Origin of the sequence: Streptomyces sp. RPA4-2, from assembly GCF_012273515.2 — a bacterium.
GTDB lineage: Bacteria > Actinomycetota > Actinomycetes > Streptomycetales > Streptomycetaceae > Streptomyces > Streptomyces kaempferi.
This window is the reverse complement of record NZ_CP050975.2, coordinates 421,425-435,739: the sequence shown is the minus strand read 5'-3', so window position 1 is coordinate 435,739 and position 14,315 is coordinate 421,425. Positions and strand designations below refer to the sequence as shown.

At 69.7% G+C, this 14,315-nt stretch carries 11 protein-coding genes; 4 read left to right on the top strand and 7 right to left on the bottom strand.

What is annotated here, in order from left to right; all coding sequences use genetic code 11:
* Window positions 1-127 precede the first annotated feature (127 nt).
* The 6 genes from HEP85_RS01620 to dxs form a co-directional block, all read right to left on the bottom strand.
* On the bottom strand, window positions 128-1,333 hold the full coding sequence (locus tag HEP85_RS01620) for a cytochrome P450 (RefSeq protein ID WP_168525501.1): 1,206 nt from the start codon (window positions 1,331-1,333) through the stop codon (window positions 128-130).
* A gap of 418 nt (window positions 1,334-1,751) precedes the next feature.
* Window positions 1,752-2,837, bottom strand: a complete 1,086-nt coding sequence (locus HEP85_RS01615) for a hypothetical protein (protein ID WP_168525499.1) — start codon at window positions 2,835-2,837, stop codon at window positions 1,752-1,754.
* A gap of 385 nt (window positions 2,838-3,222) precedes the next feature.
* Window positions 3,223-4,221 (bottom strand): type I glyceraldehyde-3-phosphate dehydrogenase, encoded by a 999-nt coding sequence (gene gap / locus HEP85_RS01610; protein WP_369657548.1) that lies wholly within the window; start codon window positions 4,219-4,221, stop codon window positions 3,223-3,225.
* A gap of 105 nt (window positions 4,222-4,326) precedes the next feature.
* Window positions 4,327-5,283: a GlxA family transcriptional regulator gene (locus tag HEP85_RS01605; protein ID WP_168525497.1), complete on the bottom strand. Its 957-nt coding sequence runs from the start codon at window positions 5,281-5,283 to the stop codon at window positions 4,327-4,329.
* Window positions 5,284-5,387: 104 nt separating this feature from the next.
* Window positions 5,388-6,839: a DUF488 family protein gene (locus HEP85_RS01600; protein ID WP_168525495.1), complete on the bottom strand. Its 1,452-nt coding sequence runs from the start codon at window positions 6,837-6,839 to the stop codon at window positions 5,388-5,390.
* Between the two features lie 353 nt (window positions 6,840-7,192).
* Window positions 7,193-9,085, bottom strand: a complete 1,893-nt coding sequence (gene dxs / locus HEP85_RS01595) for a 1-deoxy-D-xylulose-5-phosphate synthase (protein WP_168525493.1) — start codon at window positions 9,083-9,085, stop codon at window positions 7,193-7,195.
* 371 nt (window positions 9,086-9,456) lie between these two features.
* On the opposite strand from dxs, the gene HEP85_RS01590 reads away from it, so the two are divergent.
* Both HEP85_RS01590 and lexA read left to right on the top strand, forming a co-directional pair.
* Complete coding sequence (locus HEP85_RS01590) at window positions 9,457-9,879, top strand: MarR family winged helix-turn-helix transcriptional regulator (RefSeq protein ID WP_168525491.1); 423 nt, start codon at window positions 9,457-9,459, stop codon at window positions 9,877-9,879.
* A 339-nt stretch (window positions 9,880-10,218) separates the two neighbouring features.
* Window positions 10,219-10,890, top strand: coding sequence for a transcriptional repressor LexA (gene lexA / locus HEP85_RS01585; protein WP_168525489.1), 672 nt, complete (start codon window positions 10,219-10,221; stop codon window positions 10,888-10,890).
* Window positions 10,891-11,133: 243 nt separating this feature from the next.
* On the opposite strand, the gene HEP85_RS01580 is transcribed toward lexA, so the two are convergent.
* Window positions 11,134-12,060: an AraC family transcriptional regulator gene (locus tag HEP85_RS01580; protein WP_168525487.1), complete on the bottom strand. Its 927-nt coding sequence runs from the start codon at window positions 12,058-12,060 to the stop codon at window positions 11,134-11,136.
* Window positions 12,061-12,200: 140 nt separating this feature from the next.
* Here HEP85_RS01580 and HEP85_RS01575 point away from each other — a divergent pair, with 140 nt between their 5' ends.
* Both HEP85_RS01575 and HEP85_RS01570 read left to right on the top strand, forming a co-directional pair.
* On the top strand, window positions 12,201-12,797 hold the full coding sequence (locus HEP85_RS01575) for a non-oxidative hydroxyarylic acid decarboxylases subunit B (protein WP_168525485.1): 597 nt from the start codon (window positions 12,201-12,203) through the stop codon (window positions 12,795-12,797).
* 32 nt (window positions 12,798-12,829) lie between these two features.
* Complete coding sequence (locus HEP85_RS01570) at window positions 12,830-14,254, top strand: non-oxidative hydroxyarylic acid decarboxylases subunit C (RefSeq protein ID WP_168525483.1); 1,425 nt, start codon at window positions 12,830-12,832, stop codon at window positions 14,252-14,254.
* The last annotated feature ends 61 nt before the right edge of the window (window positions 14,255-14,315 follow it).

Below are 14,315 nucleotides of genomic sequence, written 5' to 3'. Positions count from 1 at the left end.
ACAGAGGAGTGGCGCGAGTGCGCAGGGCGGATACGTCCGGGTGTGCCGAGGCGCGGTGGATCCGCCGGGTGGCCACGGTCCTCGGTGGCCGCCCGCGTCTGCGAAGGGTGCTTGACCGTCTGCGGTCCTACCAGGTCACGGGCAGCTCGATGGGGAAGCGTCGGATCGTCTCCGTGTCCCAGCGAAGCTCCTCGGGCGGTACCGCCAGCCGCAGCTCCGGGAACCGCTCCAGCAGCCGTCCGATGGCCACTTCCAGTTCCGCCATGGCCAGCGGAACGGCGACACACAGGTGTCCGCCCCAGCCGAAGGTCATGTGCGGCAGGGAAGGCCGGTCCGGGTCGATGGTGTCCGGGTTCGGATAGCGCTCCGGGTCACGGTTCGCGGTCAGGTAGGAGACATGGACGAAGTCACCCGCCCGGATCCGTACCCCGTCCATCTCCACGTCTTCCAGTGCCACCCGCGGAATGCCGACCCCCTTGCGGAAGGGAATGAAGCGGAGCAGCTCGTTCACTACGGCGGTCAGGTTCTCCGGACGGCTCCTGAGGTGCTTCAGCAGCTCGGGACGGGTCAGGAGGAGGTAGGAGATGTTGCTGATCTGGCCGGTGGCCGTGTCGTGCCCGCTGAGCATCAGCGTCAGGGCCATGACCGCCAGTTCGCGGTCGTCGAGTGCGTCCTCGCCGTCCTTGGCGGTGGCCAGCACACTGATCAGGTCGTCCCCGGGGGAGCGCCGCCGTTCCTCGACCAGGCCCCCGAAATAGGCCCGCAGCTCGGACTTGGCGGTCGCGGCGCTCTGGCGGCTGTCGGGGCCGGTGGAGAGCAGCTGGTGCACGTACCGGTCCATCCGGGGCCAGTCGTCCTGGACGATCCCGAGAACGTCGCAGATGGTGTGCTGGGGGAGCCGGTTCGACAGATGGTGCGCGAGATCCGCGGGCGGTCCCTGCGCGGCCATCTCATCGAGCAAGGTGTCCGCGAGGCGAGTGATCCGCTCGCGCATCCGCTCGACGTGCCCCTTGGTGAAGGCCTGCGATGCCAGGCGGCGCAGACGGCTGCTGTGCGGCGGATCCATCACGTTGATCGACTCCGGGGAGACGATCGGCTCCGGCGTCAGCCGCGGATAGTCGAAGCCCATGATCCCCGCCCGGCTGAACCGCTGGTCGGTGGTCACCTGCCGCACCGCGTCGAACCCGGTGACCAGCCAGGCGTCGGCATCGCCGTACGGCAGCCGGATCCGGGTGATGGAATCGCGGGCCATGAGGTCCGCGAGGGAGGGGTCGAATTCCAAGCCCGTACTAAAATCAAACGGACATACGATTGCTTTGCTGTTCGGGGGCATGACGCGGTTCTCCAGTTCCAGCTGCTCTCGCTATTCCATCGCTCCCCCATGCATATGCCATTTCCTGGTTAAGCAGTCGTCCAGACACCTCGGCATGCGCTATTTGGCCCCCGCCTCCACCCCGTGCCGGAGGGCGACGGGCGGTACTCGCGGGGTTTGGATATTTCTGGCCTGATGACCCGAGCGGGTGGATATGGTCGGCGATCGGCAGAGGACCACGTAATCCGAGGGGGCTCCTCGTACGCGGGGAGATGATGACCTGATGCCGCATGCCCTCGGGCAACAGGGGTCAGGCGTGCGGGTGCCTATCGGCGTCCTGCGGATCCGCCGGAAACCGCGGTAGCCCAGTCGTCCCCCACGGGCAGACGCAGACGGAGGAACCCTGCGGGCCGGCTCGGAGCCGTGAGGGAAGTCGTGCTCATCGCGAGACGTCGAGCCCCGCCCGCTCCAGTTCCCGCACGAGCAGGAGCAGGTCGGCGGGGGCTGCGGCGAGGCGGACCGGGGTTCCGGAGTCGAGGAGCTCGGCGACGTACCAGTGCGCGGGCACGTTCTGCTCCGTGAAGCGTTTCGGCCGCCGCAGCCCTCGTACGTCGAAACGCCCCACGGGTATCGCCTTGCCGGCGAGGCGGCCGGGACCGCCGTGGGACAGTACCGCCATCGGCCCGGCGCCGACGGCGATGTGGCTGCCCTGCAGACCCGGGTCGGGTGGCGTGTCCTGCAGGAAGCGCGCCTGCACGATGACGTCCTCCCCCTCGGGGAGCGCACGCGGTTCGAGGGGCGGGGTCCGGCCGCTGACCCGCCAGGCCCGGGCCAGGAGGACGAGCACCACGAGCAGGCCGGCGGCCGCCACCGGTATCGCGACGACACGGCCCGGTCGGGCTCCGGCGAGCGGTACCGCCCACACGGCGGCGACGGCGAGCGGCATCAGGAAATTGAACACGCTTGGCGACGTCGGTTCGTCCGCGGCGACGGGACGGCCGTCGCGGCGCCGGCGTACCAGCGTGAAGACGGCGAGGGCGCCGGCCGCGAGAACGCAGAAGACGACACCGCCGGCGATGCCTCCGGGACGCGGCACGCCCTCGTTCGCGGTGTGCCGCTCGCTCGCGACCTTCATCAGTTCGCCGCGCCACCATGTCAGTGTGACGTGGTCGCCCGCCTCGAAGGCGGCGGCCGTGTCGTAGGAGACGTTCAGCCGGTCCACGGGCCTTCCGCCGGAAAAGTACAGCCAGCTGTCTCTGTGGGACCTGTTCAGCTTGGCCTTGGTGCGCTCGATCACCCCGGGCAGCGTCGTCACACAGTCGGCGCGCACATCGACCGGTGCCGCGGCCGCGCACGGCGTGGCCGCCCGCCACTCCCGGTCCCGCCGCTCCTCGGAGGACACTCCGACCACGGCGAAACAGGCGGCCCCCACGACTGTCACCACGCACAGCAGCAGCGGCAGCAGCCGCGCCCCTACGAAGTGTCCCACCCCTCGGCGCGGGCCCGACTCGCTCATTTCCGGCATGCGCCCGATGCTGCCACTTCCCGCATCCGCAGACAATGATCTAGAGCGAACCCCTGCCCCTCTCGGCAACTGCCGCGCGCACATGTGCGTTTGGGTGCCGAGCCGGCAGTGGAACCACGTTGCGCGCCATCCTGTCGACCGCCCTCGCGGCGGCCCGTGTGCTCACCCTCGCGATCGGACCGGAGTGGCACCGATGCGGTCCCGGCGGGGACACACAGGACCGGGACAGGGCCGACCGTCGCGCCGTGTGACCCAGTGAACACCTGGGCCCGACAGTTGCGTTGAGGGCGTGATCCCACAGAGGGAAGGACAAGGGCCACCAGGCCACCGCGTCCCCGCTCACCCTGGAAAGGTGACACGCTCGCGGTGGCGGGCCGGCGAACGGTCAGCCGGCGGCGAGCAGTTCGAGTGTGTCGATCACGCGGTTCGAGAAGCCCCACTCGTTGTCGTACCAGGCGACCACCTTGATGTGGCGGCCGTCCACCCGTGTGAGGGCCGAATCGAAGATCGACGAGGCGGGGTTCCCCGTGATGTCGGAGGAGACGAGCGGGTCGTCCGAGTACTCGAGGATACCGGCGAGACGTCCCTCCGCCGCGTCGCGGTACGCGGCCAGCACCTCGTCACGCGTGACATCGCGGCTGACGGTCGTGTTGAGTTCCACGATCGAGCCCACAGGCACCGGAACCCGGATCGAGTCACCCGACAGCCTGCCTTCCAGGTTCGGCAGGACGTGGCCGATCGCCTTGGCGGCGCCCGTCGTTGTCGGGACGATGTTGACGGCGGCGGCACGGGCGCGTCGGGCGTCACGGTGCGGACCGTCCTGCAGGTTCTGCTCCTGGGTGTAGGCGTGCACAGTCGTCATGAAGCCGTGCTCGATGCCGGCGAGCTCGTCGAGGACCGCCGCCAGCGGCGCCAGCGCGTTGGTCGTGCACGAGGCGTTGGAGACGATGGTGTGGGTGGCCGGGTCGTAGGCGTCGGTGTTCACCCCGAACGCGAGCGTGACGTCCGCTCCCTCCGACGGTGCGCTGACGAGCACCTTCCTCGCGCCCGCGTCGAGGTGTGCGCGGGCGGCCGTGGCCGACGTGAAACGGCCCGTCGCCTCGAGCACGATGTCCACGTCGAGCTTGGCCCACGGCAGCTGAGCGGGTTCGCGCTCGGCAAGCACCGCGATACGACGGCCGTCCACGACGAGGGTGTCCCCGTCCGCGGTCACCGGGCGCCCGAGTCGACCGGAAGTCGAGTCGAAGGCGAGCAGCCGCGCGAGACCAGCGGGTTCCGTAAGGTCGTTGACGGCGACGACCTCGAGGTCGCTGTCGCGCTCGAGCAGTGCGCGCAGCACATTGCGCCCGATGCGGCCGAATCCGTTGATGGCGATGCGAGTCATGTGTGGGGTGTCCTCTCTGTTCACCACCACGATCGCGCGTACGGCCTGCTCATGGCATCGGCGAGAGCGCCATGGTCCGCAAGGATCGCGCCATCAGGTGACGAGCTACTCACCCCGGGCAAAGGTGCGTCGGTACTCGCTCGGAGTGGTGCCGAGGATGCGCTGAAAATGCATCCGGAGATTCGCCCCCGTGCCGAGGCCGACCTCGGTGGCGATCTGCTCGACGCTCCGCTCCGAGCGCTCCAGCAGCTCACGGGCCACGTCGATGCGCGCCCGCCTGACCCACTCCATCGGGGTGTATCCCGTGTCCTCGCTGAAGCGCCGCAGGAAGGTGCGCGGCGAGACCGCGGCATGTCGGGCCAGGACTTCGAGAGTGAGGGGTTCGCCGAGTCTGTGCAGGGCCCACTCGCGGGTCGCGGCGAACCGTTCGCCGAGCGGCTCGGGCACGCTGCGCGGCACATACTGAGCCTGGCCGCCGCTGCGGTAGGGGGCCGCGACCAGGCGCCGGGCCGCGTGGTTCGACGCTGCCACGCCGAGGTCGCCGCGCAGAATGTGGAGGCAGAGGTCGATGCCCGAAGCGGCGCCCGCCGACGTCAGCACGTTTCCCTCGTCGACGAAAAGGACGTTCTCGTCGACCTGAACGAGGGGATGCTTCGCCGCGAGAGCCCGCGTGTAGTGCCAGTGGGTCGTCGCGCGCTTGCCGTCGAGCAGGCCCGTGGCCGCGAGCGCGAAGGCCCCCGTGGAGATGGCGGCGAGCCGTGCTCCCCGGTCACTGGCGGCGATCAGCGCCTCGACGACGGCCCGGGGCGGATCATCGTCGTCCGGGAACCGGTAGCCGGGAATGAAGACGATGTCGGCCCACGTGAGCGCGTCAAGCCCGTCGGCGACGTGGTACGACAGGCCGTCGCCGCCGGTGACGAGCCCGGGTGCGGCGCCGCACACCCGTACCTCGTACGGCATGCTCGCGCGCGTCGTGAACACCTGTGCGGGGATGCCGACGTCAAGCGGTTTCGCACCACTGAGCACGAGGACGGCGACGCGGCGCAGACGAGGGGTGGGCACGAGTGTCAGCGTACGCGGAGCACCCGAGGCGGACGGTGGTGAAATGACGGTGGTGAAATGCCCGCCCAGCTGGGCGTGGGTCCGAGCAGCGAGTGGGTGTGCGGCTACGCGGTACGTCGGTTCGAACCGGCCGCACGCCTGGCCGTGAGGTGGGGCCGGACCGCGGCGGCCACCATGGCGGCGATCACCACCACCCAGACCACGCCGCCCACCCAGATCTCCCAGCGGCCCAGTGTGGTCAGCCACGACGTCCCGGTCGTGCGGCCCAGTTCGTGGGTGGTGACCCCGTACATACCGATCGGAAAGACCAGGTTCCACCAGCCGAGCTCGTAGCGGAAAGGGACCTTGCGCAGGACGTGCCGCCATACCCCCAGAGCCAGCAGCAGCGGAATCAGCCAAGTGGAGAACGACCACAGGACGACGGCCGATCCGGCGACGACCGAGCGTGACAACAGCATGCCTTCCGGCGGCAGTTCGAGCAGCCTCGTGCCGGCGAGCACGCTGATCGCCGCCGCGCCCATGCAGATCCACGACGATGTCATGAGGTTTCCCGGTGCCACCGGCCGCGCCAGTAGCCTGGCCAGGACGATCGTGGCGGTCAGCAGATACTGCATCAGTCCGATGCCCCAGCAGACCAGGGCCAGCACCTGCAGCAGGTGGCTCGACGTCAACCTGGCCAGACCGGCGGCCGCGACCGCCACCGACTGGGATCCGACCGCCCAGAGGAACCAGGTGCCGTTGACCTGGTCGAATGACGCGTCGCGCCGGGTGCTGGCGATCAGACCGAGCGGAATCCCGTAGCCCAGCAGCAGCCACCCCACCGCTCCGAACGCCAGGAACGCCCCGGCCACCGCGGTATCGCCGTCCGCCACCAGGCGGGCGGCGATCACATTGGCAGCGATGCTGATGGTGAGGAAGGCGAATGCGCGCGGCCCGACGAGATCCGCGACGAAACGCTGCCGCCAGCGCAGCAATCGCCAGACGTAGGCGGGCAACAGCACCGCGCATCCCGCCAGGCCCACCACCAGCAGCGCGAGGGAGGCGGTGTGGGCACCGTTGATGTTCAGGGCGGTGGACACGATGCCTGTGCCCATGACGAACGCGAAGGCTCCCGCATTGAGGTTGGCGACCTTGGCGGAAACAGCCGCCCGGTATCCAGGCGGAGGCGGAGGTGCGGGTCGGTCGGGCTCGGAACGGTCGGCGCCGGTGAGCCGTTCCGCGAGGACGGCGGCATGACTGTGGTCCGCATCCGGGGCGGCGGTCAGCAGGATGAGCTTGCCGTCGTCGGTGAGGTGACGCAGCCGGCTCAGGGCCGATCGGTGTTCGGGATCCGCGAGCTCGGCGAGATAGCGGCGGCGGAACTCCGCGAAACGAAAGGGCTCATGGCTGTACCAGTGCTGTAGTCCGGTGGATGGCGCGACGTCACCCAGCCACTCGTCGAGACGCGCGTCGTCCCTGCTGATGTCCGGCGGCCAGACACGATCGACGAGCACCCGCTTGCCGTCCTCGAACGACGTCTGCTCGTAGACTCTGCGACAGGTCACCTGCTTGCCCATGACGTACCTTTCGCGGGTCGGTAACCCGGGCCGTCGAGGCGATCGGCGCCACCTACCCGCGCGGCGGGGCGCTCGCCCTGGGTTCGGCCCGCTCTCAGGAACACTGATGCCGGTGGGCCACAGTTCCGAGCGTCAACGGGGTGCGTCCCCGCACATCCGCCCTTCCGGTATGTCCATTCTATAAGGCTTTGATCGAATGGCCCCGGCAGAGGGCGGGCAGGACGCACCGGGCACGCAGGGCACGCGGGCCACACAGCGCACACACCCCGGGGCACTGGGACCCCCCGAGCCGCCGGAGAGGGTGCGGGGCGGCTACCCAGTGTTCCTGCTCGGTCGCGGTGCGGGCGCCATGACTACGTACGTCCCGGCCGCGAGGAGCCGACCGGCACCGCGGTGACAAGGGCCTCGGCGACGGACCGCGCGGTCAGTCCCGCTTCGGCGAGTACTTCGGCGCGGGTCCCCTGCTCGGGAAACCCGTCGGACACTCCGAAGGCGCGCACGGGTACCTGGAGGTCGGCTTCGTGCAGGGCCTGGGCCACCGTGGCCCCGACGCCACCCGTACGAAGGCCGTCCTCGACCGTGGCGACCAGCACGTGATCGGCGGCCAGCCCGACCAGCTCGCCCGGCAGCGGCTTGACCCACCGCGGATCCACCACGGTGACCTCCACACCCTGCGCGGCGCAGAGCTCCGCCGCTTCAAGGGCAACACTCGCCATGGTGCCGACCGCGATCAGCAGGACGCCCGCGCCTTGGGCCTCGCGCAGCACGTCCACCCCGCCGACCCGGCGGACCGCGGGGAGCGTCGGTGCGACCGCGCCTCGGGGGTACCGAAGGACCGTCGGCGCATCGGTGATCGAGACGGCCTCTCCCAACTCCTCGTGGAGCGTGCGGACATCGCGGGGAGCAGCGATGCGCAGGCCCGGGACGGCCTGGAGCATCGCCAGGTCCCACAGCCCGTTGTGGCTGGGGCCGTCGTCGCCGGTGACACCGGACCGGTCGAGGACGAGGGTCGCACCGAGCCGGTGCAGCGCCAGGTCCATCAGCACCTGGTCGAGCGCGCGGTTGAGAAACGTGCCGTAGACGGCGACCACCGGATGCAACCCCGCCATGGCCAGTCCTGCGGCCGAGGCGACCGCGTGCTGCTCGGCGATCCCGACGTCGAAGAACCGTTCCGGATACCGGGCGGCGAAATCCCTGAGACCCACTGAGCCGGGCATGGCCGCGGTGATCGCCACGATCTCCCGGTGCTGTGCCGCCAGCGACACGAGTTCCCGGCCGAACGCCGCCGACCAGCTCGTACCACCGGGGCGGAGGGGGCGGCCGGTCCGCGGGTCGATGGCGCCCACGCCGTGCAGATGATCCTCGTCGTCCTGCTCGGCAGGTGCGTAGCCCAGCCCCTTGCGCGTGATGCAGTGGACGATGACGGATTCGCCGTGATCCTTGGCGCGTTCGAAGGCCGCCTCCAAGGCCGGGACGTCATGCCCGTCGATGGGGCCCAAGTACTTCAGCCCCAGATCCGCGAAGAGCGGCTGCGGTGCGAGGGCGTCCTTGAGGCCTTCCTTGGCCGCGTGCAGAGTCCGGTAGACGGCCCGCCCCGGCGTTCCCGCGCCGCCCAAGGTCTGTTTGCCCCAGCCGAGCAGTCGCTCGTAGCCGGCGTGCGTGCGCAGGGCGGCCAAGTGCTGTGCGAGTCCGCCCACGGTCGGTGCGTACGAGCGTCCGTTGTCGTTGACGACGATCACCACGGGCCGTCCGGGCGCCGCGGCGATGTTGTTGAGCGCCTCCCAGGCCAGCCCCCCGGTGAGTGCGCCGTCGCCGACGACGGCGACGATGTGCCGGTCCGTTTCCCCCGCGAGCTCTCTGGCCTTGGCCATGCCGTCGGCGTAGGACAGTGCCACCGAAGCGTGGGAGTGCTCGATGTGATCGTGCGCGGACTCCTCCCGGCTGGGGTAGCCGGACATTCCGCCGCGCCGGCGCAGGCCCGGAAACCGGTCGGCCCGACCGGTGACGATCTTGTGGACGTAGGCCTGATGCCCGACGTCCCACAGCAGTGTGTCGCGCGGTGAGTCGAAGACCCGGTGCAGTGCCAGGGTCAGCTCCACCGCGCCCAGGTTGGGCCCCAGATGGCCACCCGTCACCGACACGTTGCGGATCAGGAACTCGCGGATCTCCCCGGCGAGCCGGATCAGCTGCGCATGGCTCAAAGTCCGCAGATCCCCAGGCTGGTTGATGCGTGCCAGCAGCGTCATGCCACTGCCCCCCTTACCGTCGGTGCCGGACCCGCCAGGATTCTCATCCGTCCACGTGAACCAGACCTCTTGCGTTCGTCGTAGTGGTCAACCCGTTCGACCACGTCGCGCTCGGTGACGACGGTAGGGCGTCAGGAGAGCCGGGAGAGGTGGCCGGACGTGCCACAACTGCCTCACATCTGGACGTCGGGCCGGGCGACCGGTGTCCGTGTGGAGTGCTCCCGTCGCACAGCCGAGGCGCGGACGAGTCGGACCGTGTCCTGATCCGAGGGCTTCAGGTCCCATGGGCACGCCATGGCCGCCGTGCGGAACCTGGTTGTGAATCTTCGGTCGCGGACTCGTGGCCGAAGAGCCGACCCCGGGGAACGAACATGACCGACCGCACTTCGCGCGACACCGATCAGCGGCAGGCTCCGGGGCTCCTCAGGACCTTGGGCCGCCTGCACGGCGAGTTGCGGGCACGGCATGGTCTGTCACTCCTCGACTACCTCATCCTCGGCGCCCTCGCCGAAGCCGCGAGCGGATCCGCGCCGGTCGCCGAACTGACGGCGTTCCTCGGGGAATCGGGAGGCCGGATGTCCTACGTCCTGCGAGACATGCAGGCGTCCGGTCTGATCGAGCGCGATCGAGATGAGCGCGACCGAAGGGCTGTGAAGGTCACGCTGACCGATACCGGACGTGGCCTGTCCGCCGACGCCGAAAAGACCGCGCAGGCGATCGTACGGCGACACCTCGTGCCCGGCTCGGTCGCCGCCTTCGGCGAACCCCCCGCTCCGGCGTCCCCCACCCCCTGACCGGCAGGCGCGCAGGACCTGCTCCGGCCGGGACGCGTACCAGGTGCCCGCGCGGCGCCCATGGCCGACGCCACCCGCGAGCAGCCGGAACAGCGGGCAGGACCGCACACGACCGCGCGGCACCGGGGAGAAGGCCGCGGGCGGCTTCGACCCGCCCTCGAAGGCGCTGCCGCCGGCCGTCAACGCCGAATGGATCGTCCCGGCTGTCCTGCGCCCGGACACGGTCGACGTGGCGATCCGCCGTCGTTCCGCGGGACCACGATGACACCGGTGTTCCGGTTGCACCGGATGGCGGGATAAGGTCACGTTCTGCGAAGATCTTGTACGGAGGTACCCGGGATGGAGAACAGCGCGCCCGCACGCCGAGGCCGTCCGCCGGGCACCCGGAACGCCGGGGGCGAGCTGACGAGCCGCCAGTCGGCCATCGTCGGCTACATCACCGAGACGGTCCGGCGCCAGGGCTACCCGCCGTCGATGCGGGAGATCGGCCAGGCCGTCAACCTCTCCAGCACCTCCTCGGTCGCCCACCAGCTGATGGCTCTCGAACGCAAGGGCGTCCTCTACCGCGACCCGCACCGTCCCCGCGCCTACCGCGTGCGGCCCTCGTGGGCGCCCGACCTGGGCAGTCTGAGCCAGGCGCCGGTGGAGGTGCCCCTCGTAGGGCGGATCGCCGCGGGAGCACCCCTGCTCGCGGAGGAGATGGTCGAGGACGTCTACTCGCTGCCCCGCCAGATCGTCGGCGACGGTGACCTGTTCGCCCTGACGGTCTCCGGTGACTCCATGATCGACGCGGCGATCTGCGACGGTGACATCGTGACCGTCAGACGCCAGGACAGCGCCGACCACGGAGACATCGTCGCCGCGCTCCTCGGGGACGAGGCCACCATCAAGGTGCTGCTCCGCCAGGACGGCCGGGTGTGGCTCATGCCCCGAAACCCGTCCTACGAGCCGATCCCCGGCGATGAAGCGCAGATCCTCGGCAAGGTCGTCGGCGTCCTGCGCCTGCTCTGAGAAGTCGGAACGACGGCGCGTAGGCGGACACGCCCAGCACCCACGGGACAGGGCAGCGGCCCGCGACATCGGGATCTCCGTGGCCCTGACGAGGGCGCACGATGCCGGCCGCCGTGCCGAGCTCGGGCGACCGGCGACCGGCGAACGGCGAGCGTGTGCGGCGAGCGTGTGCGGCAACGCCGTTGCCGCTCGCCGGGCGCTTGCGTCGCCGGTCGCCGGGCGCCTTCGCCGGGCGGTACGCGGCTACTGGCCGGCGCTTCGCGCCCGCCGGACGCGGCCGTGTGTCGTCGAGGAGTCACGGAAGGCGGTCGGCGTCTCGCCGGCCAGCTTGCGGAAGAACTTGGTGAAGACCGTGGCCTCCGGGAAGCCGACCCGTTCGGCGATCACCCCTGCCGACAGGTCGGTGTGCACGAGCAGGCGTTTGGCCTCCAGCAGGACCCGGTTGTCGATGAAGCGCTTGGCCCCGCATCCGGCGGCGTCACGGGTCGCCCGGGTCAGCGTGCGGACGCTGTAGCCCAGGTCCCTGGCGTAGTCGTCCACCCGGTGGCTGCGGGCGTAACCGCGCTCCACGGCCTGCTGGAAGCGGCGGAACGCCTCGGTGCCCGTTCCGTCGTCCGACTCGTCGCCCGCGGCGGCCTGCTGGTGGGCGAGATGCAGGACGAGGGCCGCCAGCAGGTGGCGCAGCACCTCGACGTGCGCCTCCAACGGCAGGCCGCCGAGCCCGTGGTACTCGCTGTCCAGGAGACCCAGAGTGTTCCTCAGCGCGTCTCCCGCGGCGCCCGAGGGGGTCAGCGGACGGTAGGGGAAGTACTGGTCGACACGGGCGACCTCGGCGGTGGTGGTGTCCAGGAAGCCCGGCTGGAAGAGGACGACGGTTCCTTCGGCCGAGGTCAGATCGGAGCGGAACTGGTGGATCTGGCCGGGGCGCGCCCACAACCAGTCGCCCTCGGTCAGCTCGTGATCGGTGAAATCCAGCGAGCAGCACAACGTTCCGGTCCGCACGGTGATCAACTCGTGGAACGCGACCCGGACCGGTGAATAGGGATCGACTCCGTGACCACGAGCCCGGGCGACCAGGTCGGCGAAGGCGAGGACCTCGACCCCCGGCGGGGCCCCCGCGGAAGACCGGTAGGGGACTTCGGTGACGTCAGCGTGTCCGTTTTTGTCCATGGCTTGTCTTCATCCTACGGCTTTGACCAGGCAGGTCGAACCTAGTGTGAAGCGCGGGAGTGGAGTGGTGACCGAGGTGGTCCGTCCTCTCCGTGCCGTCCTCTCCGTACCCACTCACATCTACTGAGGAGCTGAGCCGTGTGCGACTGATCGTGGGAATGACGGGTGCGACCGGCTCGGTGCTCGGTGTCCGCCTGCTGGAGAATCTCAGCCGGCTGCCCGAGGTGGAGACCCATCTGGTGCTCAGCCGCTGGGCGCGCGCCACCATCGAGCTGGAGACCGGACTGTCCGCCCGCGACATCGGTGCCCTCGCCGACGAGGTGCACGCCCCCGAGGACCAGGGCGCCAAGATCTCCTCCGGATCGTTCAGGACCGACGGGATGGTGATCGTCCCGTGCTCGATGAAGACGCTCGCCGGGATCCGCGCGGGCTACGCCGACGGTCTGATCGGCCGGGCGGCGGACGTGGTGCTGAAGGAGCGCCGCAAGCTGGTGCTCGTTCCGCGTGAGACGCCGCTGAGCGATGTCCATCTGGAGAACATGCTGGCGCTGTCGCGCATGGGCGTGCGGATGGTGCCTCCCATGCCCGCCTTCTACAACCACCCCGCTTCCGTCGACGACATCGTCGACCACATCACGGCCCGGATCCTCGACCAGTTCGACCTCCCCGCGCCCGCCGCCAAACGCTGGGGCGGCATGCGAGCCGCCCATGCCCAGGAGTTCAAGGCAGCGCTCTGACTCCCCACCACGACTGTCATCAAGGGGTTCACATGGCCTATGACGACCTACGCAGTTTCCTCGAAGTCCTCAACCGGGAAGGGCAGTTGCTTCGGATCACCGAGGAGGTGCGGCCGGAGCCGGACATCGCCGCGGCCGCCAACGCGGCACCACGCCTCGGGGATGCGGCGCCGGCCCTCTACTTCGACAACATCAGCGGTTTCACGGACGCCCGGATAGCCATGAACGTGCACGGCTCCTGGGCCAACCACGCGCTGGCCCTGGAGTTGCCGAAGGAGACCGGGACCAAGCAGCAGGTGGAGGAGTTCATCCGCCGCTGGGCGGAGTTCCCGGTCCGGCCCGAGTGGCGGGAGCACCCCCTGTGGGCCGAGAACACCCAGGACGGGGACGACGTCGACATCTTCCAGGTGCTTCCGCTGATCCGCCTCAACGACGGCGACGGCGGCTTCTACATCGACAAGGCCGCGGTCGTGTCCAAGGACCCGGAGGACCCGGAGAACAGCGGTAAGCAGAACGTCGGCATCTACCGCATCGAGGTGAAGGGCAAACGCCGGCTCGCCCTCCAGCCGGTACCGGTGCACGACATCGCCCAGCACCTGCGGAAGGCCGAGGAGTCCGGCGAGGACCTCCCCATCGCCATCGCCGTGGGCAATGACCCGGTGATCTCGATCGTCGCCTCCACCCCGATGAGGTACGACGAGAACGAGTACGAACTGGCCGGCGCCCTGCGTGGCGCCCCGGCGCCGATCGCGCCGGCGCCCCTGACCGGGCTGCCGGTGCCGTGGGGCAGCGAGGTCGTGATCGAGGGCGTGATCGAAGGCCGCAAGCGGGAGGTGGAAGGACCCTTCGGCGAGTTCACCGGCCACTACTCGGGCGGTCGCAGCATGCCGGTGATCCGGATCGACAAGATCTCCTACCGCAGCAACCCGGTCTTCGAACATCTCTACTTGGGCATGCCGTGGACCGAGATCGACTACCTGATGGCCGCCAACACCTGCGCCCCGCTGTACGAACAGCTCACGAAGGACTTCCCCGAGGTCCAGGCGGTCAACGCCACGTACACACACGGCCTGGTCGTCATCGTCTCGACCAGGAAGAGGTACGGGGGCTTCGCCAAGGCGGTCGGGATGCGTGTCCTGACCACGCCGCACGGCATGGGATACGCAGCCACCGTGATCGTGGTGGACGAGGACGTCGACCCCTTCAACCTTCCACAGGTGATGTGGGCGCTGTCGACCAAGATGAACCCCGCCGGCGACCTGATCACGATTCCGAACCTGTCCGTGATGGAGCTGGGTCCACAGGCGGACACACCCGGCATCGTCGACAAGCTCATCATCGACGCCACCACTCCCGTCAGGCCCGATCACCGCGGCAACTACGGCAACCCGGTCCAAGACCTGCCCGAGATGGGCGAATGGCTCAGCAGGCTCCGGCAACTCGCCGCGGAACGCTGACGAGTGACGACAACCGCCGACAAGCGCTGAACTCCCGTCCCCCACAAGCGAAAAGGAACCA